The sequence below is a fragment of the Streptomyces sp. NPDC047917 genome (genome assembly GCF_043204345.1).
Taxonomy (GTDB): domain Bacteria; phylum Actinomycetota; class Actinomycetes; order Streptomycetales; family Streptomycetaceae; genus Streptomyces; species Streptomyces sanglieri.
Genome location: NZ_JBIDCA010000001.1, coordinates 627,458 through 650,441, shown reverse-complemented (window position 1 = coordinate 650,441; position 22,984 = coordinate 627,458). Strand labels below are relative to the sequence as shown.

Annotated in this window: 19 protein-coding genes; 8 read left to right on the top strand and 11 right to left on the bottom strand. The window is 72.0% G+C overall.

Features of this window, described 5'->3' with window-relative positions:
- Window positions 1-5: 5 nt before the first annotated feature.
- Complete coding sequence (locus ACGF8B_RS02875; protein ID WP_392734147.1) at window positions 6-1,997, top strand: Ig-like domain repeat protein; 1,992 nt, start codon at window positions 6-8, stop codon at window positions 1,995-1,997.
- Between the two features lie 28 nt (window positions 1,998-2,025).
- On the opposite strand, the gene dnaN is transcribed toward ACGF8B_RS02875, so the two are convergent.
- Window positions 2,026-3,153 carry a DNA polymerase III subunit beta gene (gene dnaN / locus ACGF8B_RS02870; RefSeq protein WP_392734146.1) on the bottom strand — a complete coding sequence of 376 codons (1,128 nt, stop codon included), beginning with the start codon at window positions 3,151-3,153 and terminating at the stop codon, window positions 2,026-2,028.
- Window positions 3,154-3,490: 337 nt separating this feature from the next.
- Between dnaN and ACGF8B_RS02865 the strand changes: the two genes are divergently transcribed.
- On the top strand, window positions 3,491-4,969 hold the full coding sequence (locus ACGF8B_RS02865; RefSeq protein ID WP_392734462.1) for a helix-turn-helix domain-containing protein: 1,479 nt from the start codon (window positions 3,491-3,493) through the stop codon (window positions 4,967-4,969).
- A gap of 127 nt (window positions 4,970-5,096) precedes the next feature.
- Here ACGF8B_RS02865 and ACGF8B_RS02860 read toward each other — a convergent pair whose 3' ends face one another.
- Both ACGF8B_RS02860 and ACGF8B_RS02855 read right to left on the bottom strand, forming a co-directional pair.
- Window positions 5,097-5,993 (bottom strand): glycoside hydrolase family 19 protein, encoded by an 897-nt coding sequence (locus tag ACGF8B_RS02860; RefSeq protein WP_392734144.1) that lies wholly within the window; start codon window positions 5,991-5,993, stop codon window positions 5,097-5,099.
- Between the two features lie 257 nt (window positions 5,994-6,250).
- Complete coding sequence (locus tag ACGF8B_RS02855; RefSeq protein WP_392734142.1) at window positions 6,251-7,138, bottom strand: glycoside hydrolase family 19 protein; 888 nt, start codon at window positions 7,136-7,138, stop codon at window positions 6,251-6,253.
- 256 nt (window positions 7,139-7,394) lie between these two features.
- Here ACGF8B_RS02855 and ACGF8B_RS02850 point away from each other — a divergent pair, with 256 nt between their 5' ends.
- Window positions 7,395-8,924, top strand: coding sequence for a PstS family phosphate ABC transporter substrate-binding protein (locus ACGF8B_RS02850; protein ID WP_392734140.1), 1,530 nt, complete (start codon window positions 7,395-7,397; stop codon window positions 8,922-8,924).
- Between the two features lie 66 nt (window positions 8,925-8,990).
- On the opposite strand, the gene ACGF8B_RS02845 is transcribed toward ACGF8B_RS02850, so the two are convergent.
- Window positions 8,991-10,274 carry an adenylosuccinate synthase gene (locus ACGF8B_RS02845; RefSeq protein WP_392734139.1) on the bottom strand — a complete coding sequence of 428 codons (1,284 nt, stop codon included), beginning with the start codon at window positions 10,272-10,274 and terminating at the stop codon, window positions 8,991-8,993.
- A gap of 186 nt (window positions 10,275-10,460) precedes the next feature.
- Between ACGF8B_RS02845 and ACGF8B_RS02840 the strand changes: the two genes are divergently transcribed.
- On the top strand, window positions 10,461-11,318 hold the full coding sequence (locus ACGF8B_RS02840; protein ID WP_392734137.1) for a diacylglycerol kinase: 858 nt from the start codon (window positions 10,461-10,463) through the stop codon (window positions 11,316-11,318).
- 19 nt (window positions 11,319-11,337) lie between these two features.
- The gene (locus tag ACGF8B_RS02835) at window positions 11,338-12,045 is read left to right on the top strand and encodes a hypothetical protein (protein ID WP_392734136.1); all 708 of its coding nucleotides are present in this window, start codon (window positions 11,338-11,340) and stop codon (window positions 12,043-12,045) included.
- Window positions 12,046-12,242: 197 nt separating this feature from the next.
- Here ACGF8B_RS02835 and ACGF8B_RS02830 read toward each other — a convergent pair whose 3' ends face one another.
- Window positions 12,243-12,761, bottom strand: coding sequence for a GbsR/MarR family transcriptional regulator (locus ACGF8B_RS02830; protein ID WP_392734134.1), 519 nt, complete (start codon window positions 12,759-12,761; stop codon window positions 12,243-12,245).
- A 113-nt stretch (window positions 12,762-12,874) separates the two neighbouring features.
- On the opposite strand from ACGF8B_RS02830, the gene ACGF8B_RS02825 reads away from it, so the two are divergent.
- The 3 genes from ACGF8B_RS02825 (at window position 12,875) to ACGF8B_RS02815 (ending at window position 15,887) form a co-directional block, all read left to right on the top strand.
- Window positions 12,875-13,816 (top strand): ATP-binding cassette domain-containing protein, encoded by a 942-nt coding sequence (locus ACGF8B_RS02825; protein ID WP_392734132.1) that lies wholly within the window; start codon window positions 12,875-12,877, stop codon window positions 13,814-13,816.
- Window positions 13,813-15,447, top strand: coding sequence for an ABC transporter permease (locus ACGF8B_RS02820; RefSeq protein WP_392734130.1), 1,635 nt, complete (start codon window positions 13,813-13,815; stop codon window positions 15,445-15,447). Before ACGF8B_RS02825 ends, ACGF8B_RS02820 begins: the two co-directional genes overlap by 4 nt.
- Before the next feature lie 98 nt (window positions 15,448-15,545).
- On the top strand, window positions 15,546-15,887 hold the full coding sequence (locus ACGF8B_RS02815) for a hypothetical protein (RefSeq protein WP_392734128.1): 342 nt from the start codon (window positions 15,546-15,548) through the stop codon (window positions 15,885-15,887).
- A gap of 342 nt (window positions 15,888-16,229) precedes the next feature.
- Here the strand turns inward: ACGF8B_RS02815 and ACGF8B_RS02810 are convergent, their stop codons facing one another.
- The 6 genes from ACGF8B_RS02810 to ACGF8B_RS02785 all read right to left on the bottom strand — a co-directional run bounded on the left by ACGF8B_RS02810 (window position 16,230) and on the right by ACGF8B_RS02785 (window position 22,866).
- The gene (locus tag ACGF8B_RS02810; protein WP_392734126.1) at window positions 16,230-17,459 is read right to left on the bottom strand and encodes a cytochrome P450; all 1,230 of its coding nucleotides are present in this window, start codon (window positions 17,457-17,459) and stop codon (window positions 16,230-16,232) included.
- A 241-nt stretch (window positions 17,460-17,700) separates the two neighbouring features.
- Entirely contained in the window at window positions 17,701-18,378 is a 678-nt protein-coding gene (locus ACGF8B_RS02805; protein WP_392734124.1) for a response regulator, read from the bottom strand.
- A complete protein-coding gene (locus tag ACGF8B_RS02800) occupies window positions 18,375-19,676 on the bottom strand; it encodes a sensor histidine kinase (protein ID WP_392734122.1) in 1,302 nt (433 codons plus the stop codon). Before ACGF8B_RS02800 ends, ACGF8B_RS02805 begins: the two co-directional genes overlap by 4 nt.
- Before the next feature lie 105 nt (window positions 19,677-19,781).
- The gene (locus ACGF8B_RS02795) at window positions 19,782-20,657 is read right to left on the bottom strand and encodes an alpha/beta hydrolase family protein (RefSeq protein ID WP_392734121.1); all 876 of its coding nucleotides are present in this window, start codon (window positions 20,655-20,657) and stop codon (window positions 19,782-19,784) included.
- 132 nt (window positions 20,658-20,789) lie between these two features.
- Window positions 20,790-22,025 (bottom strand): kynureninase, encoded by a 1,236-nt coding sequence (gene kynU / locus ACGF8B_RS02790; protein WP_392734119.1) that lies wholly within the window; start codon window positions 22,023-22,025, stop codon window positions 20,790-20,792.
- On the bottom strand, window positions 22,018-22,866 hold the full coding sequence (locus ACGF8B_RS02785) for a tryptophan 2,3-dioxygenase family protein (protein WP_392734117.1): 849 nt from the start codon (window positions 22,864-22,866) through the stop codon (window positions 22,018-22,020). Before ACGF8B_RS02785 ends, kynU begins: the two co-directional genes overlap by 8 nt.
- Between the last annotated feature and the right edge of the window lie 118 nt (window positions 22,867-22,984).

The following is a 22,984-nucleotide window of genomic DNA, read 5'->3' as shown; positions in this document are numbered from 1 at the left end:
TCATTTTGCGTACGCGCAGAATCTCGGCCGCGACCTCGCTCGCGGTCCTCTTCAGCTCAGTGGTTCTGGTCGGCGGGGCGGCGAATCCGGCCGCCGCCGACTCCAGCAAGGTTCTTCCCGTCGCGTCGGTCGGCGACATCGTCGCGGACGGTGTGCACAGGCGGGTCTTCATCAGTGACCCGACCGGCGGCAAGGTGCTCGTCACCGACTACAACGGCGCGGTCATCGGCACCATCGCGTCCCTGCCGGGTGTGACCGGCCTCGAACTCTCCGCCGACTCCGGCACGCTGTACGCCGCCGTGCCGGGCGCCGACGCGATCGTCACCATCGACACGGCCGGGCTCAAGGAGTCCGCCCGGTACGCGACCGGCGAGGGCACCGACCCGAAGCACCCGGCGCTGGCGGGCGGCAAGCTCTGGTTCGGGTACGGGGCGGCGGGCGAGGGCAACATCGGATCGCTCGACCTGTCCGGCGCCGAACCGGTCGTCACCCTGGACCAGGACCAGGACCGCACCTGGTTCTCCGCCCCGACCCTGGCGTCCACACCCGGCGCACCGGGCACGCTGGCCGCCGGCATCGAGACGCAGAGCCCCGCGGAGCTCGCGGTGTACGACGTCGCCTCGGGGACGGCCACGCGGACCGCGCACGCCTCCGTCGACGGCGGCAACATGCGCGACCTGGCACTGAGCCCGGACGGCAAGCAGATCGTGGTGGCCAGTGCGGCCCCGTACCTGCACCAGGCGTACAACACGGCGGACCTCACGCGGGGGGCCGCGTACCCGTCCACCTCGTACCCCAACGCGATCGACATCGCCCCGAACGGCACGGTCGCCGCGGGATCGTCCGCCTGGTACGCCCCGGACGTCTACGTCTACAAGCCCGGCAGCACCACCAAGCCCGTCCGGACGTACGAGTTCCCCAACACCGGGAACAGCAGTGGCGCGGACACCCTGCTGGACGCGGGGCTGGCCTGGGCGCCGGACACCAGCAGGCTGTTCGCGGTCACCGCGAACAGCCTGGGCGTCCGTTCGCTGCGGGTGCTCACCGACGCCGTGAAGTCCGCGAGCACCGTCACGGTCAACGCCCCGGCGAAGTCCGCGCTGAACAAGAAGCTCACCGTCACCGGCCGGGTGAAGTCCGACGGCGCGTTCCCGGCGGGCTCCAGGGCCACGGTCACGCGCACCGACATCGAGTCGCCCAAGGGCAAGACGCTGCCCGCGGTGACGCTGAAGTCCGACGGCAGCTTCTCCTTCGCCGACACCCCGACCGCCGGTGGCCAGGTCACGTACAAGGTGTCGTACGCGGGCGACGCGACCCACTCCGCGGCCTCCGGCTCCGACAAGGTCGCCGTGCCCCGCACGGTCACCTCGCTGACCGTGAACCACAACAAGGCGCTGTACTCGTACGGCACCGACGTGACGTTCACCGCCCACCTCGGCAAGACGTACAAGAACCGCACCGTCGAGCTGTGGGTGGACCCGTTCGGCCCGGACAAGCCGAACAAGCTGGTGAAGACCGGCAAGGTCGACTCCAAGGGCAACCTGTCGACCAAGGTCGACATGAGCCGGGACACCACCGTCACCGCGGTCTTCAAGGGCGACGGCCGGTACACCTCGAAGAAGGTCACGTCGACCGCGTACGCCAGGGTGAAGGTCTCGACCTCCATCTCGAAGCAGTACAGGACGGCGAAGATCGGCAAGACGTCGTACCGGTACTTCCACAAGAAGACCAACCCGGTCTTCACGACGACGATGACGTACTACAAGAACCGCTCGCACAAGCTGTCCCTGGAGCTGTACTACCAGGGCAAGTGGTACGACGCGGGCTCGCAGTACTTCAAGCTCGGCACTGCCGGGAAGTCCATCGTGACGCTCCAGGGCGCCCACGACACGGGCTACCGGATGCGCGTCCGTGCCTCGTACGTCAACGGCACCTCCGGCGACACGGTGAACTCGACCACGCACGGCGCCTGGCAGTACTTCATCTTCACGAAGTAACCGCCCGGCGCCCCTGCCCCGCCCCGCGCTACACCAGTGGCCTCGCCGACATCAGAAGGTGCTGGTGAGCGGGGCGACCGCCGTCCGGCTGCGCGTCCCCGGCAGCCGGACGGCCGGTCACCATCGCCCGCTGCCCCGGTCCCATCAGCTCGAAGCGGATCACGGGGGCGTCGAACGAGCCCAGCGCGTCCATCAGATACGCGGGGTTGAAGGCGACCGCGATGTCCTCGGCGCCCTCCAGCACGGCGGGCAGGCGCTGCGAGGCGACGTCGTCCTCGTAACCCGCCTGGAGCAGCACCGAGCCCTCGGAGAAGGCGAGCTGGAGCGGACTGCCGCCCTCCGCGACGACGGCGACCCGCTTGACGGCCTCGACCAGGGGCGCCCGGTCCGTCTCGGCGGTGACCGCGCCGGTCATCGCGAACAGCTTGTCGTGGCGCGGCAGCCGGCCGTCGAGCAGCCGCACCGTGGTACGCGTCCCGGCCTGCTCGAAACCGGCCGAACCGCCGTCCAGGGCCAGGCTGACCATGCCTCCCCGGCCGAAGGAGCGGGCGATCTCGGTGAGCCTGCGGGCGGAGACCACGACATCGGCCGAGACACCGTCCCGGCCGGGCTTCCAGGAGAGCGTGCGCACCGCGAAGCGGTAGCGGTCCGTGGCGGCGAGCGTCATCCGGTCCCCGTCCAGCGCCAGCCGGATGCCGGTCAGCGTCGGCAGCGTGTCGTCCCGGCCCGCCGCCACCGTCACATGCGCGACGGCCGCCGCGAACTCCTCCGCGTCCACCGCGCCGAGCACCTCCGGCAGCGACGGCAGGGACGGGTAGTCGTCGAACGGCAGCACCGAGAGGCCGAACCGGGCGCCGTCGCTCGCCAGCGAGAACCGTGAGCCCTCGACGGCACACTCCACCACCTTCTCGGGCAGCACCTTGCAGACGTCGAGCAGCCGGCGGCCCATGACCAGCACCTTCCCGGCCCGTACGGTCTCCGCCGCCACCTCGATACGGGCGGACGCCTCGTAGTCCAGCCCCGAGATGCTCAGCCGGCCGTCGGCCGCCTCCAGCAGCAGCCCGCCCAGCACGGGGACGGGCGAACGCGTGGGCAGCACCCGGGCGGCCCAGGCCACGGCATCGGTCAGTGCGCTGCGCTCAATGCGGAATTCCATGGCGGCGGCCTCTCCCGGTCGGCTCCGATCGCGGAAGCGATCGCGGGCCGACACTAGGGGCCGCCACTGACAACGGAAGAAGTTGAACGGTTGCGGCCGACGCGACAGCGGCCACCCCCGTGAGCCGCTGCTGTCGCCCCCGTACCCCTCCCCCAAGGGGTGCCGCAACCGTGTTCGGACTCTAGGTCTTCGGGTACGTACCCGAAAGCTTCAATTCGCACTGTGTGGGCCGTCGTGGGTATCAGTCCGCACAATCAAACCGGTAGCCTTGATTCCGGTTTTTGGCAGGAGTGGAGGACTTGTGCGCGCGCGGGAACGGGCCGATGACGTACTGCGGATGTACCGGCTGGCCCGGTCCGGCGGATCCCAGGAGCTGCTGCGCTGGGTGTCCGGCCGGGCCGCGGGCTGGGCCGGGCTGCTCGACGGGGACGGCACCGTACTGCACGGTGTGACCCGGAGCCAGGACGGTACGGGCGTGGAGGCGGCCGCGCTGGCGCGCGAGTACGCGAAGAAGCTGCCGGGGCTCGACGCCCGCTCCTTCTCCTTCGACCGGGGCACCCACACCGCGCTGCTCTTCCCGCTGGACGGAGCGCCGGACGCCGCCGCCCCGATCCTGGCCGTGGTCGCGCCCCATCCGCTGCCGGACGGACTCGCCATCCTGCTCGCCGACGTGGCGATGCCGCTCGCCATGTGCTGGGCGGCGGAGGCCGTGGAGCGCAGGCGGCGGCGCGTGGACCTCGCGGAGTCCCGCAGCCGGGAAGCGGTGCTGCATCTGCTCATGACGGGGCAGCTGTCCATCGCGCACCAGGTGGCGGGCGCGCTGAAGCCCCACCTGCCCGACCCCGTCCGGGTGTACGTCGTGGAGTGTCCGGCCGGCCGCCGGGACGAGGTGGCGCGGATCTGCGCGGAGCTGTCCGGCGGCCGGTCCTGGATCGTCCGCTGCCCGGTGTACGCCCGCCATCTGATCCTCGTCGTGCCGGCCGACGCGGGTGTCGCCGAACAGCGGCTCGGCATCCGGGTCGCCGAGGCGGTCACCGAGTGCGTCGCGGGGGTGAGCGAGGACGTCCCGCTGGCCGACACCGCGACCGGCTACCGCCAGGCGTTCCACGCGCTGGCCGTGGCCCGTGGGCTGCCCGCCCGGCACGCCCGCTTCGGCTCGGCTCCGGACCCGGCCGTGGCCGCCGGGGCGGCCGGGGCGCGGTGGGCGGACGAGCTGCTGCACCCGCTGCTCACCCATCTCCCGCGCCGCAGCCAGGACCCGGGAAGTCAGGAGCTCGCGGCGACGCTCGCCTCCTGGCTGGCCTTCTCCTCGCACGCGACGCAGCATCTGAAGATCCACCGCAACACCCTGGCCGCCCGGCTCCGGCTGATCGGCGAACTGCTCGGCCTGGACCTGAACCGGGTCGGCGACCAGGCCGCCCTCGACCTGGCCCTGCGGATCCGTGCCACCCCCACCGCGCCCGGCAGGACCGGCCGGGACCAGCGGGCTGCCCGGCCGCCGCTCGGCCTGGACGACATCCTGGGCGTGCCGGCCGTACGGCAATGGGCGGACCGGCAACTGCGCCCGCTCACCGGCCCCGGAACGGCGAAGAGCTCCGCCGACCCGCGGGAGACCCTCCGCGTCTGGCTGGCGTGCGAGGCCCAGCTCGCCCCGGCGGCGGAGTCGTTGGGGATCTCGGTGCCGGGTGTCCGCAAGCGCCTGACCCGGCTCGAATCGGTCCTGGGCCGTTCACTGCTCCAGACGCCGAGCGCCCGTTACGACCTGTGGCTCGCGTTCCGGGCCCTGGACCTCGCGGAGCCCGGCGTCGCCCGCTGAACCCGAGAGGTCCCGCCGAAGCCGGAAGGCCGGCTGAACCCGGAAGGGGGCGCTGAACCCGGAAGGGGGCGTGTCCGGCCGGAGCCGGGCACGCCCCCGCCGGGTGGGGGACAGCGGGAGCCGCGGGTCAGCAGCTCAGGTTGGAACCGGGGGTGGTGCCGAGGATCTGCACGAACGCCTGGTAGCGGTCGATGCGGCTCTGGACCTGGGAGGGGTTGCCTCCGTTGCACTCCAGGGTGCCGTTGATGGAGCGGATGGTCTCGCCGAACCCGGCGCCGTTCACCATGGCGTTGTGGGCGGTCATCGTGCCGGGGCCGTTCTGGGTGTTCCAGTACCAGAGGCCGGTCTTCCAGGCGACCGAGGCGTTCTGCTCGACCAGGTACGGGTTGTTCAGCAGATCGATGCCGAGCGCGTCACCGGCGGCCTTGTAGTTGAAGTTCCAGCTGAGCTGGATCGGGCCGCGCCCGTAGTACGCGGCCTGGCCGGCCGGGCAGCCGTAGGGCTGGCTGCTGTCGCAGTAGTGCGGGTAGTTGGACGTGTTCTGCTCGACCACGTACACCAGACCGCCTGTCTCGTGGCTGACGTTGGCGAGGAACGCCGCCGCCTCCTGGCGCTTGACGGTGTCGCTGCCGGTGTTCGCGAAGCCCGGGTACGCGCTCAGGGCCGCGGTCAGCCCCTCGTACGTGTAGAACGAATTCCGGTTCGGGAACATCTGGTTGAACTGCGCCTCGCTGACGACGAAGCCGGACGGGGTGCCCGGGTCCGTGCCGCCGCCGCCACAACTGCCCTGGTCCGCCCAGACGTCGGAGCTGCCGGGGGTCTCGTTCTGGGTCCACCACTTGGCGGTCCAGTTGTGTCCGTTGTAGGAGGCGGACCCGCCTCCGGTGTAGACGGACGAGGAGCTCCAGGGGGTCGCGCAGGCGGCCGCCGCGGCGGCGTTGGCCGCGGTGACCGCGGGGAGGAAGACGATCGTTGCGGCGACCGCGGCCAACGCGGTCAGCAGGCCCATGACGCGCCTGATCATGCGATCACTCCTTCGGTGCGGCGCACCGGTCCGAGCGGTGCGCCGCCATGGGGGGTTGCCCGTCACTCAAGCGGCACTGGTCTGAACCTGTCAAGGTCTAGACCAAGAGAGGTGTCCGTGCAGGGAAGCATCCGGGGGCGCACGGGCGGCGCATCACGCGCATCGCGTGGCGACGTACGGCGACGTACGGCGGCACGCGGCGGCACCCGGCGGCACCCGGCGGCACCCGGCGGCACTCAAAAGCATGTGGCGGTGCGTCAGCAGGTCAGTCCGGAGCCCGGTGCCGTCCCGAGTACGGACGTGATCCGCTCGTACTTGGCGACCCGGGCCGCGACCGAGGCGGGGTTGCCGCCGTCGCACTCCAGGGCACCGTTGAGCGAGCGGATGGTCTCACCGAAGCCGGCACCGCCGACCATCGCCTCGTGCGAGGTCATCGTGCCGGGGCCGTTCTGGGTGTTCCAGTACCAGAGCGCGGTCTGCCAGGCGACGGACGGATCCCGCTCGACGAGCCAGGGGTCGTCGAGCAGATCGAGGCCGAGCGCGTCGCCCGCGGCCTTGTAGTTGAAGTTCCAGCTGAACATGATCGGGCCCCGGCCGTAGTACGCCTTCTGCCCGGCCGGACAGCCGTACGGTTGGCTGTAGTCGCACTTGCGCCAGTAGTTGTCCTCGTTGATCTCCTTCACGTACTGGAGCCCGACCGACTCGAAGTCCGCGTGGGTCAGGAACGCCGCCGCCTCCCGGGCGCGGGTGGCCGGTGTGCCGGTGTTCGCGAAGCGCGGGTAGGCGTGCAGGGCGTCGATCAGGCCCTGGTACGTGTAGAAGGGGTTGCGGTCCGGGAAGATCTCGTCGAACTGCGCCTCGCTGACGGCGAAGTCCGAGACCCCGCCCGTACAGGCCCCCCGGTCGTCCCAGACGCCGGTGGCGCCCGGATTCTCGTTCTGGGTCCACCACTTGGCCGTCCAGTTGCGGCCGTGGTGCGAGACCGTGCCGCCGGCCGTGTAGGCGGTCGACGCACTCCACAGGGGCGCGCACGGTGCGGCCGGCCGGTCGGTGGTTGCGGCGGCGGTGGTTGCGGCGGCGGTGGCGGCGGTCGTGGCGGTGGCGGCCGGGGTGAAGGCGGCCGTCGCGAGGACGGAACCCAGCACGACCAGAAGGCTCTTGATCCTTGTCGTCTTCAGTGTCGTCTTCAGCGCTGCTCACTCCTTCGACAGGGCACGCCGAACCCCTCGGCGGGCCGTCCGGATGTCCCGCCACTCAAGCCCCACTGGTCTGGACCTGTCAAGGTCTGGACCAGTCGGCGAACAACGGGCGAACACCACTCGACAGGACCCTCCCGGCACCCCCAACTCCCTTGCCCCGTACGTACGGTGGCCAAAGGTTTCTCTAGGGGGTGCGAGGACCGTGGAGTGGCTCAGCGCCGAGAACATCGTGGCCGTGGCGACCGCCGTGCTGGGCGTCCTGGCCTCCATCGGGGTGCTCTGGTACGAGCGCCGGGTGCCCCGCCGCAAGCGGATCGGCTACCGCGTCCAGATGGACACCCCGATCGGCAGCGAGGCGGGTCTGGGGCGGGCCAATGTGCGGCTCGGCCTCTTCGGCGAGACGCCGGACATGGACGACGCCACGCTCGTCCTGCTCAGGATCGAGAACGACGGCTCGCAGTCCATCGCCGACAACGACTACACCGGACGCGGACTCCACGGGCTGACCGCGGAGTTCACCGGCCGCACGGTGCACGGCGTCGCGGTCACGCACGCGCCCGGCGCCGACCATCTGATGGAGCACTTCACCCCGGACGGCGGGCTGCACCGGAGCGGCTCACGGATCCGGCTGCCGCGCGTACCGCTCAACCGGGGTGAGCACTTCAAGCTGCTGGTGCTGCTCACCGGGGCGGCCGTGGACAGCCCCATCCGCATCATCGGCGGCATCCAGGACGGCGAGGTCGGCCCCAACCGGGCGGTCCGCCCCGACGACAAGCCCCCGCTGTTCGGCCCGGCCGCCCGGCTGATCACCGTCGCGCTGACCGTCTGCGTCGTCACGCTGGCCTCGATCATCCTGGTGCGCGACGACACCCCGCCCCCGATGGGATGCCGGCGCGGCACGCTGGTCGTGACCGGCTCCACCGCCTTCGGGCCGGCCCTGCTGGACACGGCGAAGAAGTACGAGCAGGAGTGCGAGGGCTCCGACATCCGCGTGCAGGTGCACGGCAGCAACGCCGGGATACGGGACCTCGCGGACCGGGGCGCCGAGGCCGGGAAGTCCGGCTCACCCGCCGTGATCGCCTTCTCCGACGGCCCCAGGCCGGACGGCTTCCCGCAACTGGGCGAGAGCCGGGTCGCCGTCTCGCTCTTCCGCCTCGTCGTCAACGACCGGGTGGGGCTGAAGAACCTGAGCCTCACCGACGTCCGGCGGATCTACCGCGGCGAGATCCGCAACTGGAAGGCCCTCGGTGGCCCCGACCTGCCCGTGCTCCTGGTCAGCCGGGACGCCAACTCCGGCACCCGCGAGGTCTTCCAGCGCCGCGTGCTCGGCCACAACGAACCGGCCCAGTCGTCCCGCGACTGCACCACCAAGGACGACGTACGGGCCCGGGTGGTGCGCTGCGAGCTCGACTCCACCGAACAGGTCCTGGCCATGGTCGGCCGGCGGGACGGCGCGATCGGCTACAGCGAACTGCGCCAGGGCACGCCGCTGCGCGGAGCCCACCCGCTCGCCATCGACGCGGCCACCCCGTCCGCCGACACGATCGGCGCCGGCAGCTACCCGTACCGCGAGATCGAGTACGCCTACACCTACGGCCGCCCGCCCACCGGCTCACTGACCGCCGGCTTCCTGGGCTACCTCACCCGGGGCGACGGCCAGGACGTGATCCGCGCCCGCGGCCACCTGCCGTGCGCGACGCCGGAGGCGCTGCGGATCTGCGGCGACGGGTGAACGCGCGAACACGAAGGGGCCGGGGCGGCTCTCGCGGGCCGCCCCGGCCCCTTCGTTCCGTCCCGCCTACAGGAAGGAGTTGATCTCGATGGTCTCGGTGCGGCCGGGGCCGACACCGATCGCGGAGATCGGCGCGCCGGACATCTCCTCCAGCGCCTTCACGTACGCCTGCGCGTTCTTCGGCAGGTCACCGAAGGTCTTGGCCTTCGTGATGTCCTGCGACCAGCCCGGCAGCATCTCGTAGATCGGCTTCGCGTGGTGGAAGTCGGTCTGGCTGTACGGGAGCTCCTCGACGCGCTTGCCGTCGATCTCGTACGCCACGCACACCGGGATCTGCTCCCAGCCGGTCAGCACGTCCAGCTTGGTGAGGAAGAAGTCGGTGAGACCGTTGACCCGGGTCGCGTACCGCGCGATGACCGCGTCGAACCAGCCGCAGCGACGGTCGCGGCCGGTGGTGACACCGCGCTCGCCACCGATCCGGCGCAGCGCCTCGCCGTCCTCGTCGAGCAGCTCCGTCGGGAACGGACCGGCGCCGACGCGGGTGGTGTACGCCTTGAGGATGCCGATGACCCGGCTGATCTTCGTCGGGCCCACGCCGGCGCCGGTGCAGGCGCCGCCCGCGGTCGGGTTCGACGAGGTGACGAAGGGGTACGTGCCGTGGTCGACGTCGAGCAGCGTGCCCTGACCGCCCTCGAAGAGGACGACCTTGCCCGCGTCGATGGCGTCGTTCAGGATCAGCGTCGTGTCGGCGACGTAGGGCTTGATCTGCTCCGCGTACTGGAGCATCTCCTCGACGATCTTGCCGGACTCGATGGCGCGGCGGTTGAAGACCTTGGCGAGGAGCTGGTTCTTCTGCTCCAGGGCCGCGTCGACCTTCTGCTCCAGGATCGACTCGTCGTAGAGGTCCTGGACTCGGATGCCCACGCGGTTGATCTTGTCGGCGTACGTCGGGCCGATGCCACGGCCGGTCGTGCCGATCTTGCGCTTCCCGAGGAACCGTTCCGTCACCTTGTCGATCGTGACGTTGTACGGGGTGATCAAATGGGCATTACCGCTGATCAGCAGCTTGGACGTGTCCACGCCGCGGTCGTTCAGCCCACTCAGCTCGGAGAGCAGGACGGCCGGGTCGACGACGACACCGTTTCCGATGACCGGGGTACACCCCGGCGAAAGGATTCCGGAGGGGAGGAGATGCAGTGCGTACTTCTGGTCACCGACGACCACCGTATGGCCGGCGTTGTTGCCGCCTTGGTAGCGCACCACATAGTCCACGGATCCACCGAGGAGGTCGGTGGCCTTTCCCTTGCCCTCGTCACCCCACTGAGCACCGAGCAGCACAAGTGCGGGCACAGGCGTACACCCCTTCCGGGCGGGGCATGTCCAAGGTCAGGGGGCGTACGTAAACGTCGTACATGCCGTACGACGATGTACGACAAGGCCTGAACCGTCGAACCGGGTGCCCCGGAATAGACGAAGCCCCTGGCGCAATAGCGCAAGGGGCTCTTGCACCAAGATGCTACCCGAGGAAGGACCGAGGTGTCGGCTGCCCAGCCCCCCGGCGACGGTGCGCACCAGCTGCTGGTGGTCATCGACCCGGTCGCCCGCCGGACCGACGGCGAGTCCGTGCGTATCGCGAAGGACGTGCTGAGCGCCGGTTCGCACGCCAAGATCTGCCTGCCCGACGGGCCCGAGGAGTTCGCCAGGGCCCTGTCCCGCCGGGGCGGCCGGCGGCCGGTGGTGGTCGGCGACGACCGTGCGCTGCGGCGGGCGGTGGCCCAGCTGCACCGGGAGCGGGAGCCGGACGGGGGCGTGCTCTCGCTGATTCCGGTGGGCACCGCGGCCGCGCTGGAACTGGCGCATTCGCTCGGCGTGCCCATGGGTGCGGTGGCGGCGGCGCGCACCGCGCTGGACGGTGCCGTGCACAGGCTCGACCTGCTGGTCGACGACAGCGACGGCGTGGTCCTGGGCGCGCTGCACATCCCGGCGATGAGCACGCTGCCGGGCGCGGCGGCCGCGCACACGGGGGTCACGGCGGTCTGGGACACCTGCCGCAATCTGGTCCGCACCCTCGTCCGCCCCGTCCCGTCGGCACCCGCCGCCCCGCCGCCCACGCACCGGCTGCGGGTCGAGGCCGACGGCGTGCTGCTGAACGATCTGGACCACCCGGTCGAATCGGTGACGGTGACCTCGCGATGCGGTGACGGAGGTCTCGCGGAAGTGGTCATCCGCCCGCCTTCGGCCGATCCGGTGACGACGGAGGCGAAGGCCGTCACGGTCTCGGGCGCGGACTTCCGCTACCGGGCGGACATACAGGTCGGCGGGCCGGTCCGGACGAGGACGTGGACGGTGCGGGCGGGGGCCTGGGGACTGATGCTGCCGGTGGCGCAGGGATGAGGGGTGACGGGGTGACGGGGTGACGGATGTTTCGGCCTCTCGCGCCCGGTCGGTCACCTACGCCGCACTGGCCGCCGTGGCGGAGTCCCGGGCCGGGCGGCGGGGACCGGCCACGGCGAAGCCGCGGCCGGTGGGCGATGTGCGGGCGGGGCGGGCGGTGACCTGGTGGCGAGTGCCCATGCTCCGGCGGATCAGCGGGATCGGGCGCACCTCGGGGTTGCTCGGGTACACCGTTGTCGTGGCCGTTGTGTGCGCGGCCATGGGGGCCGACTCGGTCCCGGGCGCGCCGAGGGCCCTCGCGGTCCTGACCGGGATCGTGGGCGCCTACCGGGCCTGGCGGACGTTCACGTCGGGCATCCCGTCGGCGCGCCGGACGGCCCGTGCCGCCACTGCTCCGGGGCCCCGGACGCGGCGGTACGCGCTGCTGCTCGACGCGGACGATGCGGCCGAGGGGGTCCTGCTGGTGGTCTTCCCGGCCGAAGGGGCGGATGCGCTGCCGGAGGGGCTGGCGCGGATCGTGCCGCCGGGGCCGGACAAGTGCCCCTGGGTGGGGCTGCCCGCGCCGACCGGGACTGTCGAGCTGCGCGGGTGGCTGGACGCGGAGCGGGTGGTCGTCGCCTGGATCGAAGGGCGGCCGTACTGGCCGCAGGACGTGTACCAGGACATCGACCCGTCCGACCCCGAGGCCCTCGAAGCCGTGGCGGAGCTGCTCCCCGGCCCGATGTGACGGTCACCGGTCCCGTGTGATGTTCACCGGCCCGGTGGTCGCCGGCCTCGTGTGGCGTTCACCAGCCTCGTGTGGCGTTCACCAGCCGCATGTGACGGGCGCCCGCCCCACGTGACTGTCGCCCGCCCCATGTGACTGGCACCGGCCCCATGTGATGGTCGCCGACCCATGCGACGGTCACCGGCCCGACGCGGGGGTCACACGGGGCGGTTCGGGAGGTCGAGCGTCTTGCGGTGCTCGTGCCAGCGGCCCATCATCCCGACCAGCTCCGCCTGCAGGAACTCGAAGAACGCCACCGTCTCGGCGATCCGGGCACCCGCCGGGGTGTCCTCGCCCAGGATGCGGACGCCCTCCTTGAGGGTGTTCTCCCAACGGGTCAGCACCCGGTCCCGGCTGGCGAAGGTCGAGAACCAGACCTCGTCGATCAGGCGGTAGCGGTCGCGGCGCGAGCCCGGGTCTCGTTCGCGGCCGACCATGCTGACCTGCGTGAGGTAGCTGACCGCGCCGGACACGGCCGCCGGGCTGATCTGGAGCGCCACGGCAAGCTCGGCGGAGGTCATGGACCCGTCGTCGTCCGCGAGGAGCGCGGCGAAGACACGGGACGCCATCCGCTGCATCCCCGCCTCGGTCATCTCGGACGCGAACCGCTCCACGAACCGTGCCACGGCCTCCGCGTCCCGCCCTGAGCGCGTGTTCTCTCCGGTCTCGCTGGTCATCGCCCGATCGTCTCCCCTGATTTCCGGCCCCCGGTCCTTCGGCCCTGCCGTGACATCAACTTTATACGCTTCCTTAACTTCACAAATTTGTGAAAGTAGCGTAGCTTCAAAACATGACGAAGGCGATCACGGTGGCCGGACTGCACAAATCGTTCGGTCGGACACACGCGCTGGACGGCCTCGACCTCACCGTCGAGACCGGTGAGGTCCACGGCTTCCTCGGACCCAACGGATCCGGGAAGTCCACCACCATCCGGGTGCTGCTGGGGCTGCTGCGGGCCGACTCCGGCGCCGCCCAGCTGCTCGGCCGCGACCCGTGGCACGACGCCGTGGAGCTCCACCGGAAGGTGGCGTACGTCCCGGGTGACGTCACGCTGTGGCGGAACCTCTCCGGCGGCGAGGTGATCGACCTGTACGGGAGCCTGCGCGGCGGCCTCGACCGGACCCGGCGCGCCGACCTCGTCGACCGGTTCGAGCTCGACCCCACCAAGAAGGGGCGTACGTACTCCAAGGGCAACCGCCAGAAGGTCGCCCTGGTCGCCGCCTTCGCCTCCGATGTGGATCTGCTGATCCTCGACGAACCCACCAGCGGACTCGACCCGCTGATGGAGGAGGTCTTCCAGGACTGCGTGGCCGAGGAGCGTGCGCGCGGGCGGACGATCCTGCTCTCCAGCCACATCCTCAGCGAGGTCGAGACGCTCTGCGACCGGGTCAGCATCATCCGCCAGGGCCGCACGGTCGAGACGGGCTCGCTCGCGGACATGCGCCACCTGACGCGTACGAACATCAGCGCCGAGCTGGCCACCGCGCCCGACGGGCTCGCCCGGCTGCCCGGCGTCCACGACCTCGATGTGCAGGGACTGCGGGTCACGCTCCAGGTCGACACGGACAAGCTGGACGCCGTCCTCAAGTCGCTCACCGCCGCCGGCGTCCGGACGCTGACCAGCACTCCGCCCACCCTGGAGGAGCTGTTCCTGCGCCACTACGCGGCGGACGCCACGGACACCGCCGGAAGCACCGAAAGCGACGAGGGCGCGGGGGTGGTGGCGCGATGACCACCGTGACCATGACCACCCCGGCCGGTGCCCGGCCCCGGACCGGGGCCACCGCCGGGCAGCTCGCCGGGACGTGGCGGCTGCTGCGGCTGGCGCTGCGGCGCGACCGGATCATGATGCCGGTCTGGGTGCTCGTGCTCGGCGGCTCCTTCGCCTCCGTCGCCGGCTCCCTCTCCTCGATCTACGGCACCCCCGGACAGCGCGCCGAGCTGGCCGCGTCGATGAACGGCAACAGCTCGCTCCGCGCCATGTACGGACCGGTCTTCGGCGACTCGGTCGGCGGGCTCGTGAGCTGGCGGATGGCCGCCTTCGGAGCGGTGCTGGCGGCCGTGATGAGCCTGATCGTCGTCGTCCGGCACACCCGGGAGGAAGAGGAGACCGGCCGTCAGGAGATGCTCTCCTCCGCGATGGTGGGGCGCCGCGCCCCGCTGACCGCCGCCCTGCTCGCCGCCGTGATCGCCAATGCGGCACTGGCCCTGGTCGTCGCGGCGGGCCTGGCGGGATCGGGCGCGGGCGGTGCCGGGGCGGTGGCGCTCGCCCTGGCGGTCGCCGGGACGGGGGTGCTGTTCGCCTGCACGGCGGCGATCGCCGCGCAGTTCACCGAGAGCGCCCGGCTCGCCAAGGGGCTCACGGCGGCGGTGATCGGTGCCGCGTTCGTCCTGAAGGCGGCGGGCGATTCGGCGTCGGACGACGGCTCGTCCGTGCTGACCTGGCTCTCCCCCATCGGCTGGGCGGAGAACGTCCGGGCGTACGCGGACGAGCGCTGGTGGGTGCTGCTCGCCTTCGCGGCGGCCGTCGCGGTGCAGGCCGCCCTGGCGTACGGGCTGGCCGGGCGGCGCGACGTCGGAATGAGCTTCCTGGCGACGAGACCTGGGCCCGCGCGGGGGCGGATCTCCACGGCGTCCGGGCTCGCGCTGCGGCTCCAGCGCGGTGCGCTGACCGGGTGGACGCTCTCCTTCGCGGTGGTCGGTGTCGCCTTCGGCGGGCTGACCGGCGGGGCAGCCGATCTCGTCGGCGACAACGCGAAGACCCGGGAGATCTTCGAGCGGATGGGCGGACAGGCCGGGCTGACCGACGCGTTCCTCGCCGCGATGGTCTCCGTGCTCGGGATGGTCGCGGCGCTGTACATCGTCGCGTCGGTGCTGCGGCTGCACGGTGAGGAGACCGCCGGGCGCGCCGAGCCGGTGCTGGCGGGCGCGGTGGGCCGGATCGGCTGGGCGGCCGGTCATCTGGTCATCGCGTTCGGCGGTGCGGCCCTGCTCATGGCGGTCGGCGGCCTCGGCCTGGCCGTGGGCTACGGCCACGAGCTGCCGGCCGTGCTGGGTGCGTCGCTGGTGCAGCTGCCGGCGATCTGGCTGCTGGGCGGGGTGACGGTCCTGCTGTACGGGGCGTTCCCGAAGGCGGCGGTGGCGTCCTGGGGCGTCGCCGGGATCTGCCTGGCGCTGGGATGGCTCGGGCCCGCAGTGAACATGCCGCAGGCCGTGATGGACATATCGCCGTTCACGCACCTGCCGAAGCTGCCCGGCGGCACGGGAATGGAATGGGGCCCGGTGCTCGCGCTCACCGCCGTCGCGGTGGTGCTGGTCGGGGCCGGGGTGGGGGCATTGCGCAGGCGCGACGTCCTGACGTGACGGTGACGCGGGGGGGGCGGGAGTCCCGCGGAAGTACCGGTTCCGGTGCCGGCACCCGGGGTGCAACCCCGCCGTGGCCTCCCCGCGTCCCTCCCTTCATGGAGAACCGAAGCGGAACCGTCCGTGAAGCCGTCCGTGGGATCGCCGGATGCCTGGTCGTCGCCGGGGGCGCGGCCGCCGGGATGCTTGTCTGGGCGCCGTACGGCAGGCGCGGGATCTTCGGCGGCTTCGAGGGTGCGACGGAGTGGAACGTGCTCTGGCTCGGGCTGCCGGTCATGACGCTCGGCGGCATCACGGCCGGGCTCACCCTCGTCGCCCTCGCGGGGCGGAAGTGGCGGCGGGCGCTCGGGGCGGCGGCGGCCCTCGCCGCCCTCACCGGCTTCGGGGTGGCCTTCGACGTACTGGAGGGCCCGCCCCCGGTCTGCGACCCGGTGTGCTGAGCGGGAGCGGAGGCGAACCGGGACACGGGCCGGAGGCGAACCGGGGCCGGGCCGGGGGCGGCCGGGGACGGACCGAGGCCTGACCAGAGGCAAACCGGAGGCGGACCGGGGCTAAGTGCCTGGGGGCCGCCTCCCGGCCCGTGTCCCGTTCGGCCTCCCGGCCCGTGTCCCGTTCGGTCTCCGGCCCGTATCCCGCTCAGCACACCGGCCCGTATTCCGCTCAACCCAGGGCCCGTATCCCGTTCCACCTCCCGACCCGTATCCCGCTCGGTCTCCGGCCCGTATCCCGCTCAGCGCACCGGCCGTGTCCCGCTCAGCCCCCGGGCCGCTCCCCGGTCCCGCTCACAGCTCCACGCGGAGTTCCTTCAGGCCCCTGATCACATAGCCCGGGTTCCACTCCGGCTCGGCCGCCAGCCTCATCCCGGGGGCGCGGCGCAGCAGTTCGCCGAAGGACGCGGCCAGCTCGACCCGGGCCAGCGGGGCGCCCAGGCAGAAGTGGATGCCCGCGCCGAAGGTGATGTGCGGGTTGTCCTGCCGGGACAGGTCCAGGGTGTCCGGGGCTTCGAAGCGGGCCGGGTCACGGTTGGCGGAGCCGAAGAGCAGCGCCACCTCCGAGCCGCGCGGGACGACCGTGCCGTCGATCTCGATGTCGTCGAGGACCCAGCGCTCGAACATCTGCAACGGGGTGTCGTACCGCATCAGCTCCTCGACCGCCGTCGGCAGCAGCCCGTGATCGGCCCGCAGGGCCGCCAGCTGTTCGGGGTGGCGCAGCAGCGTCCACCAGCCGTTCACGGTGGTGTTGACGGTCGCCTCGTGGCCCGCGTTCAGCAGCAGCACACAGGTGGAGATCATCTCCTGCTCGCTCAGCCGCTCCCCCTCGTCGTGGGCGGCGATGAGCGCGGAGATCAGATCCGTACCGGGGTTCTTGCGCCGCTCCTCGATCAGCTCGCGCAGATACCCGGAGAAGTCGAGCGAGGCGCGGACCGCGGCCCGGGCGGTCTCCTCGGACGGGTTCAGCTCGAACATCCCGCAGATCGCCGCCGACCAGGGCCGCAGCGGGCCCCGGTCGGACTCCGGGATGCCGAGCATCTCGGCGATGACGGCCACCGGCAGCGGCTCCGCGACCGCCGTGAGCAGATCGCCGCCGCCCGCCTCGACGAAGGAGTCGACCAGCTCGGCGGCCAGCCGCCGCACGGTCGGGACGAGCCGCTCGACCGTACGCGGGGTGAACGCCTTGGAGACCAGACGCCGGATCCGGGTGTGGTCGGGGGCCTCCAGATCGAGGAGCCCCTGCCCGTTGAGCGTGTGGAAGGGCTCGTGCTCGGCGGGCGGCGGGGTGCGGCCGAACTCCTCGTGGGTGAAGCGGTGCAGATACGTGCGGCCGAGGCGGCGGTCGCGCAGCAGCGCGGACACATCCGCGTGGTGCGGGACGAGCCACTGGTCGGTCGGCTCGAAGCGGTGCACCCGGCCGGTGGCGCGCAGTGCGGTGTAGGCGGGGTACGGGTCGGCGACGAAGGCCGGTGACCAGGGGTCGAAGGGGGCATCGGCCGCGGAACGGGGAGACGGGTGCATAGCCGGACGCTAACCGCACCCCGCACCCACCGGCCACCCCTCACAACGGCCTGAGCAGGCGCGACCGCTCAGAGCAGCGGGCCAGGACACGACGCTCAGGACAGCGTCCCCAGGCGCCACCGCCCCCAGAACGGCCTGAGCAGACACGCCCCCCTCGGCACGCCCTCCCCGCCCCCTCCCCGCCCCCTCCGCGCCCCTCGTAGCCCCCTCAGCGGCCCCTCAGCGGCCCCTCAGCGGCCTCTCAGGACGGCGTGACCAGCCGGGCCTCGTACGCGAAGACGGCCGCCTGGGTGCGGTCGCGCAGCCCCAGCTTCACCAGGATCCGGCTCACATGCGTCTTGATGGTGGACTCGGCGACCACCAGGTGCGAGGCGATCTCGGCATTGGACCGGCCCTGCGCGATGAGGACGAGCACCTCCGTCTCGCGCTCGGTGAGATCGCCGACCCGGGCCAGCGCGGTCGAGCGCGGGGCCTCCGCGAGCTTCGAGAACTCGTTGATCAGCCGCTTGGTCACGGTCGGCGCGAGCAGCGCCTCGCCCGCGGCCACCACCCGTACCCCGTCCGCGAGCTGGCGCGCGGAGGCGTCCTTGAGGAGGAAGCCGGACGCCCCGGCGCGCAACGCCTGGTACACGTACTCGTCGAGGTCGAAGGTGGTCAGCACCAGGACCTTGGCGTCCGCGTCGGCGGCGACGATCTCGCGGGTGGCCTCGATGCCGTTGAGTTCCGGCATCCGGATGTCCATCAGGACCACATCGGGGCGCAGCGCCGCGACCTGCGCGATGGCCTGCCGGCCGTCGACGGCCTCGCCGACGACCTCGATCCCCGGCATGGCGTTGAGCAGTACCGAGAAGCCCTCACGGACCATCATCTGGTCGTCCACGATCAGCACCCGGATGGACGGGGCGGTGTGAGTGCTCATGCCACGTCCGCCTGTTCCCGGGGCTCGGCATCGGCCTGTACGGGGATGAACACCGTGATCTCGTACCCGCCCTCGGCGGTCGTGTCGGCGGTCATGTTCCCGTCCAGCATCGCGACCCGCTCCCGCATCCCGGTGATCCCGTGACCGGCCCCCGGCGAGGGCTTCACCGGTCCGGTGGGCGGCCCGTTGACGACGCGCAGGCCGAGCCCGCCCAGCACATAGCCGATCTCCACCTTGGCGGTGGCACCCGGTGCGTGCCGCAGCGTGTTGCTGAGGGCCTCCTGAATGATCCGGTACGCCGACAGTTCGACCCCCTGCGGCAGTTCGCGCACCGCACCGGTGATGGCCTTCTCCGTCGTCAGTCCCGCCTCGCCGACATTGGCGAGGAGCCCGTCGAGCTGGGCGAGCGTCGGCTGCGGGGCGTCCGGCGCCTGATAGTCCTCGGCCCGTACGACACCGAGGACCCGGCGCAGCTCGGTCAGGGCGGCGACGGCGTTCTCCCGGATCGTGACGAAGGCCTGCTCCAGCTCGGGCGGCGGATTCTCCACCCGGTACGGGGCGGCCTCGGCCTGGATCGCTACGACCGACATGTGGTGCGCGACCACGTCGTGCAGCTCCCGGGCGATGGTGGTGCGCTCCTCCAGCAGCGTGCGCCGGTCGCGCTCGACGGCGGTCACGGTGCGCTGCACCGTCACCTCGCGCTCCGCGTCGCGGCGGATCTGCACCATGGAGACCACCAGCAGGGCGAACGCCGAGGTCAGGGCCATCCCGAAGGTGGTGGTCCCGGGCCGCCAGACCAGGTTCTCCATGAGCACGCCGAGCAGTACGGTCAGGCTCCACATCCAGGCGGCGGTGCGCCGGTCGGTCCTGGCCGCGACGACGATCAGCACGACCAGATGCGCGAAGAACGTGACCGGCCCCCACGGCCACCCGCCCTCGCCGAACACCGCGGTCACCGGGGTCAGCATCAGCGAGATCCAGAACGCGCCGACCGGCCTGACCAGCGTCATCAGCACGCTGACGGCCGGGAACAGCGCGACCAGCTGGGTGAGCGGATGGTGCGTCGAGGAGATCCCCAGCAGGAAGGTGATCAGCGCGACCACCGCCACGAACGCGTGCACCGCCCAGGTGGCGCGCTCCCGTGCCCCCTGCGGCAGCAGACGGACCACCGGCGCGTCGGTCCGCAGCCGGGGCAGCGGACGGTAGGCGAACGCATCGTGGAAGAGGGCCTGCCGGAGGCCGCCTATCGCCCCCGCCGCCAGCTGGATCTCCGGGCTTCTGCTCTTGGTCTCGGTCACGCTTCCACGTTAGGCGGCGCGCCGGGCCCGGTCGTCAGCAGTGATACGGATTCCGGGCCGTCCGTCGCAAGTACTACGGACTCCACCGAGCGGCCGGACCCCCGCTCACCAGGCGAGCTGTGCGAGCTCCTCCGCCACCACCGCGCAGGCGTCCGCCGCCGGGTCGATCAGCGGGTAGTGGCCGACATCCGGCAGCAGGGTCAGCCCCACCGTCTCGCCCGCCTTCGCCGCCGCGTCGACGAACGCCTCCGAGACCGCCTGCGGCACATCGACGTCGGTGGTGCCCTGCACCACGGTGGTGGCGATGCCGGTGGGCAGCAGCGCGGCCGGGTCGGCGTACGGGGAGCGTTCGGCGAAGTCGTCCTCGCCGCCCAGGAGTTGGCCGACCGCGCCGGAACACACGTCCAGCCCGGCGGCGGTGGCGAAGTCCGCGATCGGCGCGAGGGCGACGACGCCCCGCAGCCGCGGCGGCGCGGGCAGCCGCCACGGCGACCCCTCGGGCAGTACGTGCCGGGCGGCGGCCCACAGCGCCAGCTGCCCGCCCGCCGAGTGCCCGGTCACCACGATCCGCCGGGCATCGGCCGCCGGGAGTTCCCGGGCCAGCAGCGCCGGCAGCGCGTCCATCGCCGCCGCGACATCGTCGAAGGTCTCCGGCCAGCGGCCCGCCACCGGGTCGGCACCCCGCTGCTGCGGGATCCCGCTGCCGCGCCGGTACTCGACACTGGCGACGGCGAACCCGCGCCGGGCCAGGAAGTCCGCGAACGGCGACACATGCTGCCGGTCGTACGGCGCCCGCCAGGCCCCGCCGTGCAGGACGACCACGACCGGCGCCCCGGTCCGCCCGTCGCGCGGGGCGTAGAAGTCGATCAGCTGGTCGGGGTGGCTGCCGTAGGCGGCGGATGCGTCGGGGGCGACCGGTGGATGCGAGAGGGCCGACTCGGTCTCGGCGGCGTCCCGATCACGCGCGGCAGAATCCGACATGCTGCTCCAACCGTCCTGTAGCTGAGCCCAACTGGCCTGACCTGCGGGGACGGTACCAGTACGGAAGGTTCCCGTCCCCGCCCAGGATCAGGGCGCTACCGCCGGGCGGTCACCCCGCCCAGGATCAGGGCGCTACCGCCGGGCGGTCACCTCGCCCAGCACCCGCGCCGCCCGCTCCACGTCCGCGAAACCGACGTACAGCGGGGTGAACCCGAACCGGAGCACGTCCGGCCGGCGCAGGTCCCCGACGACGCCCCGGGCGATGAGCTCGCTCATCACCGGCTCCGCGTCCTCGCAGCGCAGCGCGACCTGGCTGCCGCGCTCGCCGTGCGCCACCGGGGTCACCGGGACGACCCGGCCCTCGGGCAGATACCGCGCGACGCACTCCAGGAAGAAGTCCGTCAACGCCAGGGACTTGGCCCGTACCGCCTCGACCGACACCCCGTCCCACACGTCGAGGGACGCTTCGAGCGCCAGCATCGAGAGGATGTCGGGAGTGCCGACCCGGCCTCGTACCGCGCCCTCGGCCGGGGCGTATCCGGGGGTCATGCCGAACGGGTCGGCGTGCGACGTCCACCCCGGCAGGGGCGAGTCGAAGGCCGCCTGGTGGCGTTCGGCGACGTAGATGTAGGCGGGCGAACCGGGGCCGCCGTTCAGGTACTTGTACGTGCAGCCGACCGCCAGGTCCACGCCGTACTCGTCGAGGCCGACGGGCAGGGCGCCCGCGCTGTGGCACAGGTCCCAGATCGCGATGCCGCCCGCCGCGTGCACGGCGGCGGTGAGTCCGGGCAGGTCGTGGAGCCTGCCGGTGCGGTAGTCGACGTGGTTGAGCAGCACGGCCGCGGTACGGGGGCCCAGCGCGCCGGGCACCTCGGCCGGGGTGACCGGGACCAGCCGGTGGCCGGTCATCCGGGCCGCGGACTCGGTGATGTACCCGTCCGTGGGGAAGGTCGTCGCGTCGACGAGGATCTCGTCACGCTCCCGGGACGCCAGCCGGCTCGCGGCGACGACCGCCTTGAAGACGTTCACGCTGGTGGAGTCGCCCACCACGATCTGGCCGGCGGCCGCCCCGACGAGCGGGGCGATCCGGTCGCCGATCCGCTCCGGCGCGGTCCACCAGCCGCTCTCGTCCCAGGACCGGATGCGCAGCTCGCCCCACTCGCGGGTGAGGACCTCCTGCACCCGGGCGGGCACGTGCGCGGGCAGCGCGCCGAGCGAGTTGCCGTCGAGATAGACGGTGTCGTCGAGGGTGAACAGCTTCCGCCGGTCCGCGAGCGGGTCGGCGGCGTCCAGCGCCGCGGCCCGCGCGGCGAGGCTCTCGGACATGGCCGCGGAGTTCCCGGACATGGCCGTGGAGTTCTCAGACATGGCTTCGCGCCGTCCACAGTTCGGGGAAGACGTTCTTCGTGGCCCGCTTCTCCAGCCAGGCGACCCCGGCGGAGCCACCGGTGCCGGTCTTCGAACCCATCGCGCGCCGGGTGGCGACCAGATGGTCGTTGCGCCAGCGCCACACCAGCTCACCGACATCGGTGAGCGCCTCGCCGAGCCGGACCAGCTCGTCGTGGTGCTCGGGGTCGGCGTAGATCTCCGCCCAGACCGCCTCGACCTCGGGGGACGGCTCGTACTTCCGCGTCAGGTCCCGGCCGAGCACGGCCTGCGGTATGCCGAAACCGCGCCGGGCGAGCAGCGCCAGCGTCTCGTCGTACAGACCCGGCTCGGCGAGCGCCTTCTCCAGCTCGGCGTGGACACGGGGCGCGCCCCGGTGCGGCACCAGCATGGACGCGGACTTGTCGCCGAGCAGGAACTCCATCCGCCGGTACATCGCCGACTGGAAACCGGAACCCTCGCCGAGCGCGGAGCGGTAGGAGTTGAACTGGGCGGGGGTGAGCTGGGCGAGCGGGGTCCAGGAGGCGTTGAGCGCCTCCAGCTCCCGCACCGATCGCTTGAGCGCGTCGCGCGCGACGTTCAGCCGGTCCTCGCGCAGGGCGTGCGCGGCGGTCTCCCACTCATGGACGATGACGGTGAACCACAGTTCCATGACCTGGGTGGTGACCAGGAAGACCATCTCGCCCGGATCGTCGGAGCGAGGGTGCTGGAGATGGGTCAGGACATCCGCCTGGACATAGTCCTCGTACGGAGTCGTTCCCGCGAAGTCGAGGTGCGGGGTCTGCGCACCGGTGGCTTCGGGGTCGGGGTGGATCGTCGACATTGCTGTCTCCTCGACACGAGCTTCCGGGTAGCGGTCCGCCCCTTCCATGAGGTGATGGAGCTCCGGTCCCCTGTCGGCATCCTAAACGGACGCCCCACAGGCGCGCAGACCCCGCGGA